Source organism: Streptomyces sp. NPDC102437 (assembly GCF_044765565.1).
In the GTDB taxonomy this organism is placed as follows: domain Bacteria; phylum Actinomycetota; class Actinomycetes; order Streptomycetales; family Streptomycetaceae; genus Streptomyces.
On the sequence record NZ_JBIWKI010000007.1, the window covers coordinates 236,042 to 255,130 of the forward strand.

The 19,089-nt window shown below is 70.8% G+C and carries 17 protein-coding genes; 16 read left to right on the forward strand and 1 reads right to left on the reverse strand.

The genetic code is table 11. The features are described 5' to 3' along the window. Positions 1-22: 22 nt before the first annotated feature. The 10 genes from ACIRJP_RS11960 (at position 23) to ACIRJP_RS12005 (ending at position 9,605) form a co-directional block, all read left to right on the forward strand. Positions 23-823: a DeoR/GlpR family DNA-binding transcription regulator gene (locus ACIRJP_RS11960; RefSeq protein WP_404171569.1), complete on the forward strand. Its 801-nt coding sequence runs from the start codon at positions 23-25 to the stop codon at positions 821-823. A 255-nt stretch (positions 824-1,078) separates the two neighbouring features. Then, the gene (locus tag ACIRJP_RS11965; RefSeq protein WP_404171572.1) at positions 1,079-2,251 is read left to right on the forward strand and encodes a Gfo/Idh/MocA family protein; all 1,173 of its coding nucleotides are present in this window, start codon (positions 1,079-1,081) and stop codon (positions 2,249-2,251) included. Positions 2,252-2,622: 371 nt separating this feature from the next. Beyond that, the gene (locus tag ACIRJP_RS11970) at positions 2,623-3,624 is read left to right on the forward strand and encodes an MBL fold metallo-hydrolase (protein ID WP_404171575.1); all 1,002 of its coding nucleotides are present in this window, start codon (positions 2,623-2,625) and stop codon (positions 3,622-3,624) included. 71 nt (positions 3,625-3,695) lie between these two features. Continuing rightward, positions 3,696-5,066: an ATP-binding protein gene (locus tag ACIRJP_RS11975; protein ID WP_404171578.1), complete on the forward strand. Its 1,371-nt coding sequence runs from the start codon at positions 3,696-3,698 to the stop codon at positions 5,064-5,066. Then, positions 5,063-5,488: a roadblock/LC7 domain-containing protein gene (locus ACIRJP_RS11980; RefSeq protein ID WP_266729168.1), complete on the forward strand. Its 426-nt coding sequence runs from the start codon at positions 5,063-5,065 to the stop codon at positions 5,486-5,488. The genes ACIRJP_RS11975 and ACIRJP_RS11980 overlap by 4 nt, the downstream gene beginning before the upstream one ends. Then, positions 5,485-5,838 carry a DUF742 domain-containing protein gene (locus ACIRJP_RS11985; RefSeq protein WP_404171581.1) on the forward strand — a complete coding sequence of 118 codons (354 nt, stop codon included), beginning with the start codon at positions 5,485-5,487 and terminating at the stop codon, positions 5,836-5,838. Before ACIRJP_RS11980 ends, ACIRJP_RS11985 begins: the two co-directional genes overlap by 4 nt. Continuing rightward, positions 5,816-6,430: a GTP-binding protein gene (locus ACIRJP_RS11990; protein ID WP_404171584.1), complete on the forward strand. Its 615-nt coding sequence runs from the start codon at positions 5,816-5,818 to the stop codon at positions 6,428-6,430. The genes ACIRJP_RS11985 and ACIRJP_RS11990 overlap by 23 nt, the downstream gene beginning before the upstream one ends. Further along, entirely contained in the window at positions 6,427-7,701 is a 1,275-nt protein-coding gene (locus ACIRJP_RS11995) for a cytochrome P450 (protein ID WP_404171587.1), read from the forward strand. The genes ACIRJP_RS11990 and ACIRJP_RS11995 overlap by 4 nt, the downstream gene beginning before the upstream one ends. Before the next feature lie 104 nt (positions 7,702-7,805). After that, positions 7,806-8,204: a cell division protein SepF gene (locus ACIRJP_RS12000; protein WP_266729164.1), complete on the forward strand. Its 399-nt coding sequence runs from the start codon at positions 7,806-7,808 to the stop codon at positions 8,202-8,204. 189 nt (positions 8,205-8,393) lie between these two features. Beyond that, positions 8,394-9,605: an ATP-binding protein gene (locus ACIRJP_RS12005; protein ID WP_404171590.1), complete on the forward strand. Its 1,212-nt coding sequence runs from the start codon at positions 8,394-8,396 to the stop codon at positions 9,603-9,605. Positions 9,606-10,954: 1,349 nt separating this feature from the next. On the opposite strand, the gene ACIRJP_RS12010 is transcribed toward ACIRJP_RS12005, so the two are convergent. After that, positions 10,955-11,257 (reverse strand): hypothetical protein, encoded by a 303-nt coding sequence (locus ACIRJP_RS12010; RefSeq protein WP_404171593.1) that lies wholly within the window; start codon positions 11,255-11,257, stop codon positions 10,955-10,957. A 419-nt stretch (positions 11,258-11,676) separates the two neighbouring features. Between ACIRJP_RS12010 and ACIRJP_RS12015 the strand changes: the two genes are divergently transcribed. From ACIRJP_RS12015 to ACIRJP_RS12040, 6 genes are all read left to right on the forward strand, one after another. After that, the gene (locus ACIRJP_RS12015; protein ID WP_404171596.1) at positions 11,677-12,066 is read left to right on the forward strand and encodes a nucleotide pyrophosphohydrolase; all 390 of its coding nucleotides are present in this window, start codon (positions 11,677-11,679) and stop codon (positions 12,064-12,066) included. Positions 12,067-12,188: 122 nt separating this feature from the next. Beyond that, a complete protein-coding gene (locus ACIRJP_RS12020) occupies positions 12,189-12,809 on the forward strand; it encodes a DUF6099 family protein (protein ID WP_404171599.1) in 621 nt (206 codons plus the stop codon). A gap of 58 nt (positions 12,810-12,867) precedes the next feature. Next, positions 12,868-13,791 (forward strand): LLM class F420-dependent oxidoreductase, encoded by a 924-nt coding sequence (locus ACIRJP_RS12025; RefSeq protein ID WP_404171602.1) that lies wholly within the window; start codon positions 12,868-12,870, stop codon positions 13,789-13,791. A 23-nt stretch (positions 13,792-13,814) separates the two neighbouring features. Continuing rightward, entirely contained in the window at positions 13,815-14,741 is a 927-nt protein-coding gene (gene mmuM, locus ACIRJP_RS12030) for a homocysteine S-methyltransferase (RefSeq protein WP_404171605.1), read from the forward strand. Between the two features lie 133 nt (positions 14,742-14,874). Then, entirely contained in the window at positions 14,875-16,374 is a 1,500-nt protein-coding gene (locus ACIRJP_RS12035) for a 3' terminal RNA ribose 2'-O-methyltransferase Hen1 (protein WP_404171608.1), read from the forward strand. After that, positions 16,371-18,935, forward strand: a complete 2,565-nt coding sequence (locus ACIRJP_RS12040) for a polynucleotide kinase-phosphatase (protein ID WP_404171611.1) — start codon at positions 16,371-16,373, stop codon at positions 18,933-18,935. The genes ACIRJP_RS12035 and ACIRJP_RS12040 overlap by 4 nt, the downstream gene beginning before the upstream one ends. Positions 18,936-19,089: the final 154 nt, after the last annotated feature.

Here is a 19,089-nt window from a genome sequence, read left to right on the forward strand (position 1 = left end):
CCGGCCTGTGAGGAGAGGTGCCTTGTCCAGGGATGCCCGGTGGAACGCGCTGCTGGAACTCGTCGGTAAGAACGGCCGGGTGGACGTCGAGGACGCCGCCACGACGCTGGACGTCTCGGCCGCGACCATCCGCCGCGACCTGGACCAGCTCGCCGAGCAGCAGCTGCTCACCCGTACCCGCGGCGGCGCGGTGGCGCACGGCGTCAGTTACGAACTGGCCCTGCGCTACAAGACCGGACGCCACGCCCCGGAAAAGCAGGCCATCGGCCGCGCGGTCTCCGAACTGGTGGCGGTGGGCGAGGTGGTGGGACTGACCGGCGGTACGACGCTGACCGAGGTCGCCCGTTCGTTGGCGGTGCGCTCCGACGTCGTCGGTGACGGCGCGTCGGCGATGGGCGGGCAGCCGACCCTGACCGTGGTCACCAACGCCCTCAACATCGCCAACGAGCTGGTGATCCGGCCGCAGATCAAGATCGTGGTGACCGGCGGAGTGGCCAGGCCTCAGTCGTACGAGCTGACGGGCCCGCTGGCCAGCGGGGTCCTGGGCGAGATCACGCTGGACGTCGCCGTGCTCGGCGTCAACGCGATCGACACCGAGCGCGGCGCGTACGTCCACCACGAAGGCGAGGCCAGTATCAACCGCCTGCTCGCCCAGCAGGCCCAGCGCGTGGTCGTGGCCGCCGACTCCTCGAAGATCGGCAAGCGGGCCTTCGCCCGGGTCTGCGGCCTGTCCCAGATCGACTTCCTGGTCACCGACGAGGGGATCACCCCCGAGGCGACCGCCCGCTTCACGGAGGCCGGGGTCACGGTCGTCGCGGTGTGAGCACCGGCCGCCCGACGGCGGGGAGTCGTCCCGGACGAGGGGCGGCGCCCCGCCGTTTCTGTGTGCCCGGTGGTTCTTTGCTTGTACCGAGGCGGATCGATGCCAAATGATGCTCGTTAAGTCGATGAAACGAGCAACTCTTGCCACTTGCGTGCGCTGTCGTGAACTATGTGTGTGTCGCCGTGCAGGAGCATCGGCCGCACCCATTCCCGTACGAACCCGCCCGCACCACCAGCACAACCAGAAGGGACCCCCGTGTCAGACCTGCGACTCGGCGTCATCGGGCTCGGCCTGCGCCGTTCCATCGCGACCTCCGCCCACCACCCCGGACAGGGCTCGGCGATCACCGCCGTCTGCGACCTCGACCCCGAGGTGCGGCGGCGCGAGGCCGAGCAGTTCGGTGCCGATGTCGCGGTCGAGGATTACAAGCAGCTCCTCGGCCGGGACGACCTCGACGCGATCATCGTCGCCACTCCCGACGACACCCACGAGACGATCGCCATCGACGCGCTGCGGGCCGGCAAGGCAGTCTTCGTCGAGAAGCCGCTCGGGATCACGGTCGAGAGCTGCGACAACATCCTGCGCGCCGCGTACGAGACCGGGACCCGGCTGTACGTCGGACACAACATGCGCCACATGGGCGTCGTGCGGCTGATGCGCGACATCATCGCCCGCGGCGACATCGGCGAGCCCAAGGCCGTCTGGGTGCGGCACTTCGTCGGGTACGGCGGTGACTACTACTTCAAGGACTGGCACGCCGACCGGGCCCGCACCACCGGACTGCTGCTCCAGAAGGCCGCGCACGACATCGACGTGCTGCACTGGCTGGCCGGCGGCTACACCCGCCGTGTCAACGCGCTCGGCGACCTCCTCGTCTATGGCGACCTGCCGCGCCGGGAGCCGGACACCCCGCGCCCGGCGAACTGGCTGCGCGAGTTCGACTGGCCGCCGACGGCCCGCAAGGACCTGCACCACATCGTGGACGTCGAGGACGTCTCGGTGATGAACATGCAGCTCGACAACGGCGTCGTGGCCGCCTATCAGCAGTGCCACTTCACCCCCGACTACTGGCGGAACTACACCGTCATCGGCACCGAGGGGCGCCTGGAGAACTTCGGTGACGGCCCCGGCGACGAGGTCAAGGTCTGGAACACCGGCCCCAGCGGATACCGGGCCGAGGCCGACATCACCTACCGGGTGCCGGAGGCCAACGGCTCCCACGGTGGCGGGGACAGCCGGATCATGGAGGAGTTCTGCCGGTTCGTGCGCGACGGGGGCGTCACCGACACCTCGCCGGTCGCCGCCCGGATGAGCGTCGCCGCCGGTGTGCTCGCGACCCGGTCCCTGCGCGAGGGCGGCACGCCGTTCGAGGTGCCGGCCCTCGACCCGGAGCTGATCGCCTACTTCGAGGGCGGACAGGTCAGGTAACGCACGATCGGTGCGACCGGTTCGCAGTCGCGGAGACCTTCGGGGACGGTGCCTTCCGGTGCCGTCCCCGAAGGTCTCGGTGAAGGTCTTGGTGAAGGTCGCCATGCGATTGTTTTCGGCCATGCTCGGTGGGTAATCGGCGCATTCCCGTTTGGTGGCCGCCCGGTGGGTGTTCGGCGGGACGCGTGGCATCGTGGGGTGAATTGGCGGCAATCGCCTGGAAGGTGACGGGTGGGGGCGGGGTGTGTCGGTCTCGCAGGGTTACCGCGGCTGCGTCATCCGGGATTGCGAGCGTCGATTTTGCGCCAATGGAACCCCGCGGTGGCCGAGTTCGAACGCGTGGCCGGATCTCGGTCGGCATAATCGCGTCCATGTCGATCACGGGTGGAGACGTCGTTGACCTGGGCAGGGGCCTGTACGCATGGCTCCCGCCGAAACGGGGCTGGGGGCTGGCCAACTGCGGTCTGCTCGTCTCGCCCCGGGGCGCGCTCTGGATCGACACCCCCTACGACGTCGTGCTCGCCGGTCAGTTCCTGGCCGAGTCCACGAAGCGGCTGCCGGCCGGAGTCCAGGTCGACCGGGTGATCGTCACCCACGCCAACGGGGACCACTTCTGGGGCGCGGGCGTACTCCCGGACGCGGAGATCATCGCGACCCGCGAGGCCCGCGAGCACATCCACTACGAACCCACGCCGCAGCAGCAGCACGCACTCGTCGCGGCCGGCGACCGGGCCACCCCGCTCGGCGGGTATCTCGCCCGTCACTTCGGCACCTTCGACTGGTCGCGGACCGAGCCGGTGGTTCCGACCACCTATTTCACCGGCGAGCTCGAACTGACGCTGGGGGAGTACCCGGTCCAGATCTCGGCGCTGCCGTCCGCGCACACCACCGGCGACCTGATGGTCCATCTGCCCGCGCAGGGTGCCGTGTTCACCGGGGACATCATCTTCTCCTCCACTCCGGAGCAGCCGGGCGACCACCCGGTGCACTGGGCGGGCCCGCTGAGCAATCTGATCTCGGCCTGCGAACGGGTGCTGGCCACCGGCGCCGAGACCGTCGTCCCGGGACACGGCCCGCTCCTCGACCGGGCCGGGGTACGCGATCACATCGTGTACCTGGAGTACGTGCGCGAGCGCGCCCACGCCTTCCACGCGGCCGGTATCCCCGCCGTCGAGGCCGCTCGCCGGGTCATCGCCGAGGCGCGCTACCCGGAGCTGGGGCTTCCCGAGCGGCTGGTGGTGACCCTCGGCAGCGAGTACCGGCAGCTCGACGGCTCCGAACTGCCCGGAGTGCTCCAGGTGATGACCGAGGTCGCCGTGGTCGCTCAGGAACTGGAGCAGCCGCATGCGCCGGCCGGGCCCGCGGAGCTGTAGAGGCGTTCCTGCCAGGAGGGCTACCCCTTTTCCCCGGACGACCTGTCCGACAACAGAAACGCGGTGACGGCATGGGATGGATAGTGGCGGTGATCGCCGTCGCCGCCGCCGTGGCGGCGATGGTCCACGCGGAGAACATGGCGCGGGCCCAACGCATCGCCGCGGCCCGCGCCGAGCTGGCCGAACGGCAGATGAAGGCCGCCGAGGCCCGTACCGCGGCCCTCACCGACGAGATCGGCCAGTTGGCCCGGGAACGGATACCCGTCGCCGCGCTCGCCCTCTCCCACCCCACCGCCCAGGTCCCCGGACTGCGGGAGGCGGCCGAGATCGACGGCGATGCCGCGCGGCTGCTCACCGAGGCGGTGCAGGCCGCGCGCACGGCCGTCCTGGAGGAGCGGGGCCGCGTCGACGCGGCCGCCCGCGCGGCGATGCGCGGCACCTCCGCCAAGATCCAGTCCCTGCTCAACCAGTCCCAGCAGCTGCTGCACGAGCTCCAGCACGAGTACGACGACCCGCGCATCCTGCAACTGGACTTCCGCAACGAACTTGCGCTGCGACGCACCCAGGCCACCGCGGTGCTCTGCGACGCCTGGCCCGGCCTCGCCCGCCAGAACTCTCCGCTCGTCGAGATCGTGCTCGGCGCCCAGTCCCGGGTGGCCGGTTACGAACGCGTCAAGGTCGCCAACCACCTGCGCGACGAACGGCTCGGCCTCGTCGCCCGTGCCGCCGAACCCCTCGCCATCGCCCTGGCCGAACTGCTGGCCAACGCCACCGCCTACTCGCACCCCGACACCGATGTCCAGGTCACCCTCCAGCAGAGCGGCGGCCGGGGCGCGTTCCTGATGGTCGACGACGCGGGCATCGGCATGGACGACGACGCGCTCGACCGGGCACGGGCCCTGGTGGCGGGCCCGCCGGAGATCCTGCTGACCGAGCTGGGCGATCCGCCGCAGACCGGCTTCGCCGTCGTCGGCCGGCTGGTGCTCCAGTACGGCTTCAACTGCCACATCGAGGAATCGCCGTTCGGCGGCATGCGCGCGATCCTGCGCGTCCCCGCCCATCTGCTGACCGTGCTGGAGGACGACCGCAGCCTCTCCGCCCTCGCCCCGAAGCCGGTGCGGACACCCGCCTCGCCCACCGTTCCCGAGCCGACCGAGCAGGAGACCGCACCCGTGCCGCAACCCGCCGGCGGACAGGCCCCCGCGCTGCCCAGCCGACGTCGTCGCGCACCACGCCCGGCCCCGGCCCCCCGGGCGCCCGCAGGCGCCGCCCCGGAGTGCGAACAGGTGCCCCGTACACCCGAGCAGGCCGGGGCTTCCTGGGCGGCACTCCAGCAGGGCACCCTCAACGGCAGGAGCGTCGCCGGGCCGCCATCCGCCCCGGCACCGGAAGACCACGACCACCCGGACGACCGGGACGAGCAAGGAGACGACCAGACGTGAGCGCCCCCACTTCCACCACCGGTGACCTCGCATGGGTACTGACCCCGCTGCTGGAGCTCCCCGGAGTCCAGCACGCCGTGGTCGCCACCGGAGACGGACTCGTCGAGGGCGCCTCACCCGGCCTGGACCGGGCCTCCGGCGAACGGGTCGCCGCCATGACCGCCACGCTGCACGCCGCGGCACGCGCCTTCACCACGGCCTTCACCGACGTCGAGGCACCGCGCCTGGCCCAGACGGTCGTCGAGTCCGACCAGGGCTTCGCCATTGTCGTACCGGCCGGGAACAACACCACACTCGCCCTGTTCGCGGAACCCGGAGCCAAGCTCGGCGACATCGCGTACCAGATGCAGGTGCAGGTCACCGCCCTGACCCGGGCGATGAACGCACCCGCCCGCCTGCCGGACACCGCCGCCCGGCCATGACCTCCGGCCCGGGGCGCCGTCTGATACCCGCCTATCTGGTCACCGGCGGCCGGACCCGGCCCGCCGGTCCCGCGCTCGACCGGCTCGACATACTCGTGCGCGCCGACACCGAGCTGCCCCCGGACACCGGCTCGGACCAGCGCCGACTCTGCGAGCTGCTCGAACCGGGGGCGCTCACCGTCGTCGAGTGCGCTGCCCACCTGGACCTGCCGGTCAGCGCCACCGTCTTCCTGGCCACGGACCTCGCGGCCGCCGGACAACTGCACACCCGACCGCCCGTCCCCAGCGCCGGGGAGATCGACCGGTCGCTCGTCGAGAGGCTGCTCGTTGGACTCCGCTCCCTCCACTGACCGCACCGGCATCGGCTATCTGCCGCCCGCCGCCCGGAACCTGATGAAGATCGTCGTCACGGGTCCGTTCGGCGTCGGCAAGACCACCCTGATCCGTACGCTGTCGGAGATCGCCACGCTCCACACCGAAGAGGCGATGACCCAGTCCAGCACCCGGCTCGACGACACCGCCGGGCTGCCGGACAAGACCACGACCACCGTCGCCGTCGACTTCGGCCGGCTGACCGTCCTGGACGACCTGGTGCTCTACATGTTCGGCACCCCCGGCCAGCAGCGGTTCCTGCCGCTCTGGGAGGACATCGCCCGCGGTGCGCTCGGCGCGGTCGTCCTGGTCGACACCCGCAGGCTCGCCGACTCCTTCGCGGTCATGGACATGGTCGAGGAGCAGGGCCTGCCGTACACGGTCGCGGTCAACCGTTTCCCCGATGCCCCCGCCCACACCGACGAGGTCCTGCGCAAACACCTCGACCTCGCCCCCGAGACCCCGCTGGTGCAGTGCGACGCCCGCGAACGCCGCGGCAGCATCGATGCCCTGATCGCGCTGGCCGAGCACGTACTCACCAAGATGCCCAGGCCCGAGGACCCGTCATGACAGCGTTCGCACAGCCGCCGGATCCGCTCGCCCTGTACGGTCCGGAATTCGCCGCCGACCCGCAGAGCCACTACCGGCGCCTGCGCGAACACGGCCCCCTCGCGCCCGTCCGGCTCGCCCCCGGCATCGATGCCCTGCTGGTCACCGACTACCAGGCCGCTGTCGATCTGCTCCGCGACACCCACACCTTCACCAAGGATCCGCGCGCCTGGCAGGCCACCGTCCCCGAGGACTCGCCGGTCCTGCCCGTGCTCGGCTACCGCCGCACTGCGCTGTTCAGCGACGGCGACGTGCACGCCCGCTACCGCGGCGCCATCAACGACAGCCTCGCGCTGATCGAGCCCCACGCCCTGCGGGCCGAGGTCACCCGGGTCGCGGGGCGCCTGATCGGCGAGTTCGCCGCCACCGGAAGCGCCGACCTCATCGCCCAGTACGCCCGACGGCTCCCGCTGCACGTCCTGGCGATCTGTTTCGGGGTGGAGCCGGGCGACGGCGAACGCATCGTCAACGGCGTCGTCGGCATGTTCAACTCCGCCGAGAACGCCGCCGCCGCGTACGCGGACCTCGTCGAGGTCGTCACCGCACTGGTCGCCGACCGCCGTGCCGGCCCGCGCCGCGACCTCACCTCGTACCTGCTGGGCCACCCGGCCAATCTCGACGACGACGAGACTGTGCGTCAGATCACCCTGATCATGAGCGCGGGCCACGATCCGACGACCAATCTGATCGGCAACGCGCTGCTGCACATGCTCACCGACGCCCGCTACGCCGGCTCGCTGCACGGCGGCGCGATGACGGCGCACGAGGCGGTCAACGAGGTCCTCTGGCAGAACCCGCCGCTGGCCAACCTCGCCGCCCACTACCCGCGCCACGACACGGAGTTCCACGGCGTGCGGCTGCGCGCGGGACAACTTCTCCTGGTCTCCTATGCCGCGGCCAACACCCGCTCGACGCCCGGTCCTTCCGGCTCCGCGGTCCGCTCCGGGGCCGGCGCCCACCTGGCCTGGTCCGCGGGCCCGCACCGCTGCCCGGCGAAGCAGCCGGCGCTGCTCATCGCCATGACCGCGATCGAGCAGCTCACCAGTCAGCTCTGCGACGCGGAACTGGCCGTCGAGCCCAGTGCCCTGAAGTGGCGTCCGGGCCCCTTCCACCGCGCGCTGTCCCGGCTTCCGGTACGGTTCACCCCCGTCGACATGAGTGCGGAGACCCACCAGCACAGGACCGCCGGGGAAGCGGCGGACGGGTCACCGGCGGTGTCGATCGGCCCATGAACCGTGTCGGTGGTACGCCGAACGGGTGAGTGGCGAGAGAATTGCCCGATGAACAGCGAGCGCAGCCGGCGCAACGCCAACCGAAGCACAGACGGGGTGGTCCGGTGAGCAGGTACGACAGGTACGACGTCACGGACGAGCAGTGGGAGGGGCTTGCCCAGGTCGTACCTCTGCGCAGCCGCAACGAGTGGCCGTCCAGGGTGGATCACCGCACGGTTCCTGACGAGACCGAAACGGCCGAACAGCGGCGACTCGTCGTGCTGCGGGTCCAGGTCTTCGCGGACGCACGGGAGGTGGCCGAATACCTGGTCGCCCAGATTCCGGTGCTGCTCGACCTGACCAGCGCCGAGACGGATGTGGCCAAGCGCATCCTGGACTTCACCAGCGGGGTGGTCTTCGGCCTCGGCAGCGGAATGCACCGTGTCGACCGGAATGTCTTCCTGCTGTCGCCGGTCGGCATGGAGGTCGAGGGAGTCACGGCGGCGGGCCTTCCCGGTTCGTAGGAGGGCTGCCGGGGCGGGCGGTGGCAGGGAGTGTGCGAGGTGGGGCATACGAGGTGGGGTGTACGAGGTGGGGTGTACGAGGTGGGGCGTACGAGGTGGGGCGTACGAGGTGGGTGGACGTCCCCCGATCGTAGGAAGGTCGTTCAGGCGTAACGGTTCTTCTGTTGACGGCCTGCATACCGTCCGCCCATGACCGCACTCCGCCCCGAAACCTTCCCGCTGCCGCCCACCGGTTCGACCACGCCGGACGGCACATCCCCCGACGCACGCACGCGGGTCCACCCCGCCGGGCCCGTCGTCACCGAACTGCGGCTGTCCGCCTTCGCCTCGCACCGGGGCGCCGCCTTCCCCGTCGGTCCGGTCACGCTCTTCGGCGGGCCGGGCGGCAGCGGCAAGTCGAGCGCGTTACGGGCGTACGAGGCACTGGCGCGGCTGGGCGGCGGAGACCCGCTGGACGAGGTCTTCCCCGATCCGGCGGCCTGCGTGCCCGAGGGGGCCGCGGCCGACGCGCAGGGCCGCCGCGGCTTCCGGATCGGCTGCACGGCGGACGGCCCGGCAGGACCGGTGCGGCTCGATGTCGCCGTCCAGGCGGAGCCCACCCTCCGCATCGTCGGTGAACGGCTGACCGGCGGCGGCGAGACCCTGCTCACCACCGCGCTGCGCGACCCGGGACGCGCCACGGTCCAGGCGGCCTGGCACACCGCGGGCGCGGTCCCGGTGACGCGGGCGCCACTGCCGGACGACCGTCTCGGCACGGCCCTGCTGCCGCTGCGGGTCGCGGGCCGTACCGAGGGACAGTTACGGGTCCTGGCCGCCGCCGAGCAGATGGTGGTGGCCCTCAGGTCGGTCTTCCCCTGCGAACCGCAACCGCAGCGGATGCGGGCCCCCGTGCCGGCCGGTGACGGCAGGCTGCGGCGCGGCTGCGACAACCTGGCGGCGGTGCTGGAGCGTACGCACACGCAGTGCGCGCAGCGCCATGCCCGGCTGGTCGCCGCGGCGCACGCCGGATGCGCGGGGACGGTGACCGCACTGGGCGTCGAACGGCTCCCGGACGGTTTGCTGCGGGCGGTTCTCGGCAGGGGCGGGGGACGGGCCACCCCGGCCGGGCGGCTCGGCGACGGCGAGCTGAGGTATCTCGCCCTCGCCCTGGTGCTGCTCACCGGTCCCGGAGTGCTGGCGGTGGACACCGCGGGAGAGGTGCCGTCGGCCATGCAGACCCTCACCGTGCTGGCCGACGGACTCGACCGTGACCTGGACGGAAGGCAGTTGGGCGAGTTGCTCTCGCTGGCCCTGTCGATCGGGGCGGCCGGGCACCTCAGGCTGGTCGGCACGGTCACCGAGCCGGGCGCGGTAAGGGCCCGGGAGATGCCCGGGGTGAGGGTGGTGGCCCTGGCGCCGTGACCGCACTCGATGTGTGGTGAGTCCGTCACCGAGCTGCCGGCGGTCACGAGGGAACGGGAATGCCTGCCCCAAGTCCGTGACCGCCGCAGCAGTTCACTACCGGGAGGCGCGTATCGGTCCTTGCGGCACTCCCTCCAACCAGGCGGCCGGAGCACAGGCCCTCCTGGTACCACGCGGACTCATGAGCGTCACCCCAGGCGTCTGTTCCGGGGGAGGCCTCCCGACTGGGTTATATCTCTGCAAAGCCGGTGAACTTTCTGCACCATGGCCGGGCTCGTTGCCGGCTCGGTTACGGAATGCTGCTGCGGCGATACAGCAAATGCCCTGGAAGGGAGCGATGCGGATCCGACGACCAGGGCGGTCGCGGCTGCTAGCGTCACGAATTGTCGCTCGGGATGCACGATATGCGGAAATCGTGCTCTCCTGAGGTCTCGCACCCGGCCCGGCATTCATTTTGAGGCGGGCCGGCGTGCAGATGGTCTCGCTGGGGCAGAGCGCGTTCCATTGCTCCCCCGCGGGCGCGGGGAGCTTTTCTATAATGGCATGAGAGAGTGGGGATGCGCGACAGGCCCGTGAACTGGGCTTGCAGTTTGAGTAAGTTGCGCAGTTGCGACTGGATTGGGGCAGTGGCACGGTGGTTGCACGCCCTGAACTGATCTCTATCTGCGGTGATTTCATCGGTCGGCATGCATCTGGATGCCTCGCACGTGCCTGAAACCCGGAAAGTGTCCAGAAGTCTGCATCTCGTGTGCGGCATCTATGGCATGTGTGGCAGCGAGCGAAAGGCGAGGTCTTGCGATGAGGCCAGTAACGAACGTTCGTCAACGGCCAAGAATATCGGGGTTTACCTCGATCGCAGCGCTGGCAATAGTTTCCGTGATCGCCTCGCTGCTGCTCGGCTCGGCGGGGACGGTGCAAGCGAGAGAATCAATGCAAGCATCGTCGTCTCACTCCCCGAATATCCCCTGGATTGAACCCGGATGCGACACCGGGGAACTTGAGGGAGAGTACGTGGTTTGCTGCTGGGATGAAGACGGTTTCTTGGATTGCACGGGAATTGTCTGAACCCATCGCTGTACACCATCTTGCGGCTCTTTCGTAGCGGTCGCGTGCAGAGAACGTTCGGTGCCCCTCGGCTGAGTCCTCAGTCGAGGGCCACCGTGTGTTCAGGCCCGCCACCGCAGGTGCGGCGGTTCGTCATGTCGCTTCGTACCCGGGCCGGACGGTCCTGAAGGCCACGCTTGATCATTCGAGCGGCGGCTGCCCCCTGTCAGTGGCCGCCGCCACCGCTCTCGTGGTCGCCGCCACCGCTGCCGTGGCCGTGGTGGCCGTCATGGCCGTGGTGCCCGTCATGGTCGACGATCGTCCACGGGCGCATCAAGGACGAATTGCCGACGGGGCGTTTCCGGCGTTTGCCGGATCCGCGTGACCGGCGGCAGCGCGAGTGTCGCGGGTGGTGTGGTCCGGTCCGTGTCGGACAGTTTTTCGGTCACCCGGAACTGCATGACTTCCGGGATCTCCGCGCCGTTGCCGTTGGGGAAGTAGACAGGGGCGTCGAAGTTCTCCAGCGTGGGCGCCTTGGCACCGGCGATCTGTTCGCCGCGCTGAACACCGCGACGGGCGAGGTGATCACCAAGCTGCCCGCCCAGCACCCTGCCGTGGGACTTCCGTGACTTCCTCGACGGGATCGACCCCGCCAGGCCGATCCTGGCCCGGCCTGGCGTTCCACGTGATCCGCGACAACCTCTCCGCCCGCGAGGCACCGTTCGTGCACAGGTGGCCGCTCGCACACCCCCGGTTCCAGCTGCACTCCACCCTGACCCGCTCGTCGTGGATCAACCATGTCGGGCATACCGAGAAGTCCGTGCTGCTGAACGCGGGGAGAGCACCGAGGTTCTGTTGGAGTGCCTGCGGGGCGCCACGATCCCGGCTTCGCGCTGACGGACCTACACTCACCTGATGCCGAGCGGTGAGAAGCGCACGCGGGAGGCCGGCAACAGCGCGTTCGAGGACGACCCGAAGAGCGATCACGGCCCCACGGCGGCCCAGGGGCATGAGGAGAGGGGAAAGTATGCAGGGCGAGCCGCGAGCTGTGTCGGAACTCGATGTACGGGACCTTCAGCGACGGCTCGCCGTATTCGCGGCAGCGCGGGGCTGGGAGCAGTACCACACCCCGAAGAACCTGGCGTCGGCGCTGAGCGTCGAGGCGGCCGAACTGGTCGAGATCTTCCAGTGGCTGACGCCGGAGGAGTCCGCGCGGGTGATGGAGCGGCCCGCGACCGCGCACCGGGTGGCGGACGAGGTCGCGGATGTCCTCGCCTATCTGCTGCAGTTCTGCGACGTGCTGGGGATCGACGCGCTCACGGCCCTGTCGGAGAAGATCGACCGGAACGAGACCCGATTCCCGGCGCCGGAGCGCCAGGAGTCCACAGAATCCGGCGATCGTCACTCTTCGGAGTGATCAACTTGTCCACAATCGATTTTGTGTCCACAGATTTCCGAATCCTCTGGCTTTTCGGTACCGGTGACCTCACTGTGGGTAATGGATGAGGTGAGCGGCTTTTCGTACGGACGGGGGAACGCATGGAAGCGGAACGGCTTGTGGGAGTCAGCCGGCGTGCTCTGGCTCAGAGCAGGGGAACGCCGGACATCATCGCGGAGGCATGGCAGGCGCAGGCGCTGGCCCAGGCCATCGGCAGCCGCCTGGCTGCCGACGGGCCCAAGGAGTTACGGGGCGAGGCGCGCGGGCTGAGCGAGATCGGGGGGCGGAGCAGCGGATCGCTGGACCATCCGGCGGCGCGGGCCGGGGTGGCGCGGGCCGCGCAGCTCTCCGAGCTCGCCGAACCCCGGGCGACGCTGACGGGGCTGGGCGCATTGCTCGGGGAGGTGGGAATGGCCCTGGTCGGGGTCGCCTGCGAGACCGATGAGCAGGGGCTGTACTGGCAGTGCATGGAAGCGATCGACGCGGCCGACGAGTCGATGGACCGGGTGCACGGAATGCTCCGGCGCCTCGACGAGCACGACAGGGAACGGCAGCAGGACCTGGAGCGCGGCCGGGGGCGGGACGGCCCGTACGGAGCGTATGGCGCGTACGGTGCGCATGGCCCGTGCGGTGCGGACGGCTCGTACGGCGCGGTCGGCGGCGTCGGTGGACCGGCAGGTACGGGCGCGGCCTGCCGCGGTCGCGCGGGGCTCCGGGAGTGACCGGGCGGTCAGGCCGCGGGAGGCGGGCGAGGGGTGTCCGGAGGTGCAGGATGGATGCATGGATCTTCGAATCTTCACCGAGCCCCAGCAAGGGGCGAGCTACGACACCCTGCTCACCGTCGCCAAAGCGACCGAGGACCTCGGCTTCGACGCCTTCTACCGCTCCGACCACTACCTCCGCATGGGCCCGGGGGACGGGCTGCCCGGCCCGACCGACGCGTGGATCACCCTGGCCGGGCTGGCGCGTGAGACCAAGCGGATCCGGCTCGGCACGCTGATGACAGCGGGGACCTTCCGGCTCCCCGGCGTGCTCGCCATCCAGGTCGCGCAGGTCGACCAGATGTCCGGCGGGCGCGTCGAACTCGGCCTCGGCGCGGGCTGGTTCGAGGAAGAGCACAAGGCCTACGGGATTCCGTTCCCCAAGGAGAAGTTCGGCAGGCTGGAGGAGCAGCTGGAGATTGTCACCGGGCTGTGGGCGACGGAGACCGGCAAGACGTTCAGCTTCGACGGCACCTACTACCAGCTCACCGATTCGCCCGCGCTGCCCAAGCCGGCGCAGACCAAGGTGCCGGTGCTGATCGGCGGTCACGGTGCGACGCGTACACCGCGACTGGCCGCCCGCTACGCGGACGAGTTCAATATCCCCTTCGCGTCGCTGGAGGACAGCGAGAAGCAGTTCGGCCGGGTCAGGGAGGCGGCCAGGACGGCCGGCCGCGAACCGGACGACCTGGTGTACTCCAACGCTCTGGTGGTCTGCGTCGGCAGGAACGACGCCGAGGTGGCGCGCCGCGCCTCCGTCATCGGGCGTGAGGTGGCGGAGCTGAAGGCGAACGGGCTCGCCGGCTCGCCCGCCGAGGTGGTCGACAAGATCGGCCGGTACGGTGCGATCGGCTCGTCCCGGATCTACCTCCAGGTCCTGGACCTGGACGACCTGGATCACCTGGAGCTGATCTCCGACCGGGTCCAGTCCCAGCTCGGCTGAGGACCAACGAGGAAGGAGTCACTGTGCACCCCCCCACCCGTACGCTCGGCAGGGCCCTCGCGGCAGGGCCGGTCCTGCTCGACGGGGGGCTGTCCAACCAACTGGAGGCGCAGGGCTGCGATCTGTCCGACGCCCTGTGGTCGGCCCGGCTGCTGACCGACGGGCCCGACCAGATCCAGGCGGCCCACACCGCCTATGTGCGGGCGGGGGCGCAGGTGCTCATCACGGCCGGATACCAGGCGAGCTTCGAGGGGTTCGCGCGGCGGGGGATCGGACGGGCGGAGGCGGCGGAGCTGTTCGCCCTGAGCGTCCGGCTGGCGCGGCGGGCCGCCGATGCGGTGGAGCGGGATGTCTGGGTCGCCGCTTCGGTCGGCCCGTACGGGGCGATGCTGGCGGACGGCAGCGAGTACCGGGGCCGGTACGGGCTCACCGGCCGGGAGCTGGAGCGCTTCCACCGGCCCCGGATCGAGGCGCTGGCCGCCGCCGGCCCCGATGCGCTGGCGCTGGAGACGGTGCCGGACGTCGACGAGGCCGAGGCGTTGCTGCGGGCGGTCGAGGGGTGCGGGCTGCCGGTCTGGCTCTCGTACAGCGTGGCGGGTGACCGGACCAGGGCGGGCCAGTCGCTGGAGACGGCCTTCGGTCTGGTCCGGGGGCACGACGAGGTGATGGCCGTGGGGGTGAACTGCTGCGATCCGGCTGATGCGGACCGGGCGGTGCGGGTGGCCGCCGAGGTGACCGGTAAGCCGGTCGTCGTCTACCCGAACAGCGGTGAGGGGTGGGACGCGGGGGCCCGGGAATGGGCCGGCGCCGCCACGTTCGACCCGGGCGGAGCAAGGGCCTGGCAGGACGACGGAGCCCGGCTGATCGGCGGCTGCTGTCGGGTCGGCCCGGACACCATCGCGGAACTGGCCGGGCTGCTCGGCGCCGCAGGGGCCGACGGGCCGACGTGAGCGGGCGCGGGAGTGGAAGCGGACCGGCAGGGCGCCGCGCCGCGCGGTCGGCCCGGAACGCCGGCCGGGCAGATGCCCGGGACACGCGAAAATACTTGGTGGGGGGCAAGTGGAGCGGACCATAATCGGACGTGTGTTCCTGACAATCAGTACGACCGGCAACCCGGAACGTCCAGCGACCGACCTCGGCTTTCTGCTGCACAAGCATCCCGAGAAGGCACAGACGTTCTCCACCTCCCACGGCACCGCGCATGTCTTCTACCCCGAGGCATCCGCCGAACGCTGCACCGCGGCGCTCCTGCTGGAAGTGGATCCCGTGGCGCTGGTGCGCCGCGGCAAGGGCAAGGGCCGGGGCGGCGCCCCCGACGCGGCGCTCGCGCAGTACGTCAACGACCGCCCGTACGCGGCGTCCTCGCTGCTGTCCGTCGCCATGAGCGCGGTCTTCAAGTCCGCGCTGAACGGTGTGTGCCGCGCACTGCCCGAGCGCGCGCAGGCGCCGATGCCGCTGCGGATCGAGGTGCCCGCACTGCCGGCCCGCGGTGGTGCGGAGCTGGTGCGCAAGCTCTTCGGACCCCTCGGCTGGACGAGCGTGGAAGCCGTGGCCGTACCGCTGGACGAGCAGTTCCCGGAGTGGGGGGACTCCCGGTACGTTCGCCTGGTGCTCGAAGGCGAGCTGCGGCTGGCGGACGCCTTGCGTCAGCTGTACGTGCTGCTGCCGGTGCTGGACGACGCCAAGCACTACTGGGTCGCACCGGACGAGGTGGACAAGCTGCTGCGGGCGGGCGAGGGCTGGCTCGCCGCCCACCCCGAGCAGAAGCTGATCACCAGCCGCTATCTGTCCCGGCGCTGGGGGCTGACCCGGCAGGCGATGCAGCAGCTGGAACTGGTGCGGCTCGCGGAGTCGGACGACCTCGAAGTCGAGAGCATCGACAACGCGGTGGACGAGACGACCGACACCGAGGAGAAGCCGGTCCCGCTCGCCGAGCAGCGGCGCGCCGCCGTCCTCGAAGCGTTGCGGACCGCCGGCGCGAGCCGGGTCCTCGACCTGGGCTGCGGCCAGGGCCAGTTGGTGCAGGCACTCCTCAAGGACGTGGCCTTCACCGAGATCGTCGGCGTCGATGTCTCCATGCGTGCTCTCACCATCGCGTCACGACGGCTGAAGCTGGACCGAATGGGAGAGCGGCAGGCAGCCAGGGTCACACTCCGGCAGGGCTCGCTCACCTACACCGACAAGCGGCTCAAGGGGTACGACGCGGCGGTGCTCAGCGAGGTGATCGAACACCTCGACCTGCCGCGGCTGCCCGCCCTGGAGTACGCCGTGTTCGGTTCGGCCCGTCCGCGGACCGTCCTCGTGACGACGCCGAACGTCGAGTACAACGTCCGCTGGGAGACCCTGCCCGCCGGGCAGGCGCGCCACGGCGACCACCGGTTCGAATGGACCAGGGCCGAATTTCGCGGCTGGGCCCGGGAAGTGGCCGAGCGACACGGATACGGAGTGGACTTCGTCCCCGTGGGGACGGACGACCCCGAGGTGGGACCGCCCACACAGATGGCCGTGTTCACGATGACCGCGGTCGACGGAACCGCGCAGCGGCGCGGGACCCGGACCGAGAAGGAGGCGAACGCCGCATGACCAGTACCGCACGCACCCTGCCGGTGACCGACCTCTCCCTCGTGGTCCTCATCGGGGCCAGCGGCTCCGGCAAGTCCACCTTCGCCCGCAGGCACTTCAAGCCCACTCAGATCGTCTCCTCGGACTTCTGCCGCGGCCTGGTCGCCGACGACGAGAACGACCAGAGCGCCAGCCGGGACGCCTTCGACGTACTTCATTACATCGTCGGCAAGCGGCTGGCAGCCGGGCGGCTGACCGTCGTGGACGCCACCAGCGTCCAGTCCGAGAGCCGCAAGCAGCTGGTCCAGCTGGCCAGGAGCCATGACGTGCTGCCCATCGCGATCGTCCTCGACCTGCCCGAAGAGGTCTGCATCGCGCGCAACGCGGCCCGCCCCGACCGCGCCGACATGCCGCGCCACGTCATCCAGCGCCACCGCCGCGAACTGCGCCGTTCGCTGCGGGGCCTGGAGCGCGAGGGCTTCCGCAAGGTGCACATCCTGCGCACCGAGGAAGAGGCCGAGCTCGCCGAAGTGGTGCTGGAGCGCCGCTACAACGATCTGCGCCACCTCACCGGCCCCTTCGACATCATCGGCGACATCCACGGTTGCAGCTCCGAGCTGGAGTCCCTGCTCGGCAAGCTCGGCTACGTCGACGGCGCGCACCCCGACGGGCGTACGGCGGTCTTCGTCGGCGACCTCGTGGACCGCGGCCCCGACAGCCCCGGAGTGCTGCGCCGCGTCATGGCCATGGTGTCGGCGGGCAACGCCCTGTGCGTACCGGGCAACCACGAGAACAAGCTCGGCCGTTACCTCAAGGGCCGCAACGTCCAGCACACCCATGGACTCGCCGAGACCATCGAGCAGTTGGAGAAGGAGGACGAGAAGGACCCGGCCTTCCGCGAGCAGGTGCGGGAGTTCATCGACGGGCTCGTCAGCCACTACGTGCTCGACGACGGCAAGCTCGTGGTCTGCCACGCCGGTCTGCCCGAGAAGTACCACGGCCGTACCTCCGGACGGGTCCGCTCGCACGCCCTGTACGGGGACACCACCGGCGAGACCGACGAGTTCGGCCTGCCCGTGCGCTACCCCTGGGCGGAGGAGTACCGCGGCAGTGCCGCCGTGGTCTACGGCCACACCCCGGTGCCCAACACCTCCTGGATCAACAACACCATCTGCCTGGACACGGGGGCGGTCTTCGGCGGGAAGATGACCGCGCTGCGCTGGCCGGAGCGCGAACTCGTCGACGTACCGGCCGAGCGGGTCTGGTACGAGCCGGCCAAGCCGCTGGCCACGGAGGCGCCCGGTGGCCGGGAGGGACGGCCGCTCGACCTGGCCGATGTGCAGGGCCGGCGGATCGTCGAGACCCGGCACATGGGCCGCATCGCGGTCCGTGAGGAGAACGCCGCCGCCGCGCTCGAAGTCATGAGCCGGTTCGCCGTCGACCCTCAGCTGCTCGGTTACCTCCCGCCGACCATGGCACCCACCGCCACCTCGCGCGAGGACGGCTATCTGGAGCACCCGGCCGAGGCCTTCGAGCAGTACCGGGCGGACGGCGTGGCCAAGGTCGTGTGCGAGGAGAAGCACATGGGATCGCGTGCGGTGGCCCTGGTCTGCCGGGACGCGGCCGCCGCCCGTGAGCGGTTCGGCGCCGGGGGCACCTCCGGTGGAGCGAGCGGTCCGACCGGAGCGCTGTACACCCGTACCGGACGCCCGTTCCTCGACGACGCCGCACTCACCGAGGTGATCCTCGGCAGGCTGCGCACCGCCGTCACCGCCGCCGGGCTCTGGGAGGAGTGGGGCACCGACTGGGTGCTCCTCGACGCCGAGCTGATGCCCTGGTCCCTCAAGGCGGCCGGGCTGCTGCGCTCGCAGTACGCCGCCGTCGGAGCCGCGTCCGGCGCCGTCCTCCCGGAGGCCAACGCGGCCCTCGCGGCGGCGGCCGCCCGAGGGGTGGACGTCGGTCCGCTCGCGGAACGTCAGCAGGGGCGGGCCGAGGACGCCGCCGCGTTCACCGAGGCGTACCGCCGGTACTGCTGGTCCACCCAGGGCTTGGACGGGGTACGGCTCGCGCCGTTCCAGATCCTCGCCGTGCAGGGCCGCTCGCTGGCGGCCGTACCGCACGACGAGCAGCTGGCCTGGCTGGACCGGCTGGTCGAGCACGACCCGACCGGGCTCCTCCAGGTCACCCGCCGGCTCGTCGTCGACACCGGGGACGAGGCATCGGTGCGCGCCGGTGTCGACTGGTGGCTGGAGATGACCGGGCGCGGCGGCGAGGGCATGGTCGTCAAGCCGCTCGCCGCGCTGGTCCGGGACGGCAAGGGCAGGCTGGTCCAGCCGGGCATCAAGGTGCGCGGGCGGGAGTACCTGCGGATCATCTACGGCCCCGAGTACACCCGCCCGGAGAATCTGGAGCGGCTGCGCGGACGGTTCCTCGGGCACAAGCGGTCGCTGGCGCTGAGGGAGTACGCGCTGGGACTCGAAGCGCTGGACCGGCTGGCCGACGGGGAGCCGCTGTGGCGGGTCCACGAGGCGGTGTTCGCGGTGCTGGCCCTGGAGTCGGAGCCGGTCGACCCACGGCTCTGAGGCGAGGCGCGAAGCCGGCAGGGGTTCGCCGGGAGCCCCCGGAGCGATCGTCGGGGGGTTCCGCGGAGCGATCGCCGGTGGGTTGTGCGGAGCGATCAACGCAGAACCCACTGGCGATTCGCAGGGTTCACCGGCCCGCACACGGTGAGGATGG

Excerpts from the sequence above, each read along its gene's own strand:
- ACIRJP_RS11985 (WP_404171581.1), top strand. The coding sequence starts at position 5,485 with ATGACCTCCGGCCCGGGGCGCCGTCTGATACCCGCCTATCTGGTCACC.
- ACIRJP_RS12005 (WP_404171590.1), top strand. The coding sequence starts at position 8,394 with ATGACCGCACTCCGCCCCGAAACCTTCCCGCTGCCGCCCACCGGTTCG.
- ACIRJP_RS11975 (WP_404171578.1), top strand. The coding sequence starts at position 3,696 with ATGGGATGGATAGTGGCGGTGATCGCCGTCGCCGCCGCCGTGGCGGCG.
- ACIRJP_RS12040 (WP_404171611.1), top strand. The coding sequence starts at position 16,371 with ATGACCAGTACCGCACGCACCCTGCCGGTGACCGACCTCTCCCTCGTG.
- ACIRJP_RS12025 (WP_404171602.1), top strand. The coding sequence starts at position 12,868 with ATGGATCTTCGAATCTTCACCGAGCCCCAGCAAGGGGCGAGCTACGAC.
- ACIRJP_RS11995 (WP_404171587.1), top strand. The coding sequence starts at position 6,427 with ATGACAGCGTTCGCACAGCCGCCGGATCCGCTCGCCCTGTACGGTCCG.
- ACIRJP_RS12020 (WP_404171599.1), top strand. The coding sequence starts at position 12,189 with ATGGAAGCGGAACGGCTTGTGGGAGTCAGCCGGCGTGCTCTGGCTCAG.
- ACIRJP_RS11970 (WP_404171575.1), top strand. The coding sequence starts at position 2,623 with ATGTCGATCACGGGTGGAGACGTCGTTGACCTGGGCAGGGGCCTGTAC.
- ACIRJP_RS12015 (WP_404171596.1), top strand. The coding sequence starts at position 11,677 with ATGCAGGGCGAGCCGCGAGCTGTGTCGGAACTCGATGTACGGGACCTT.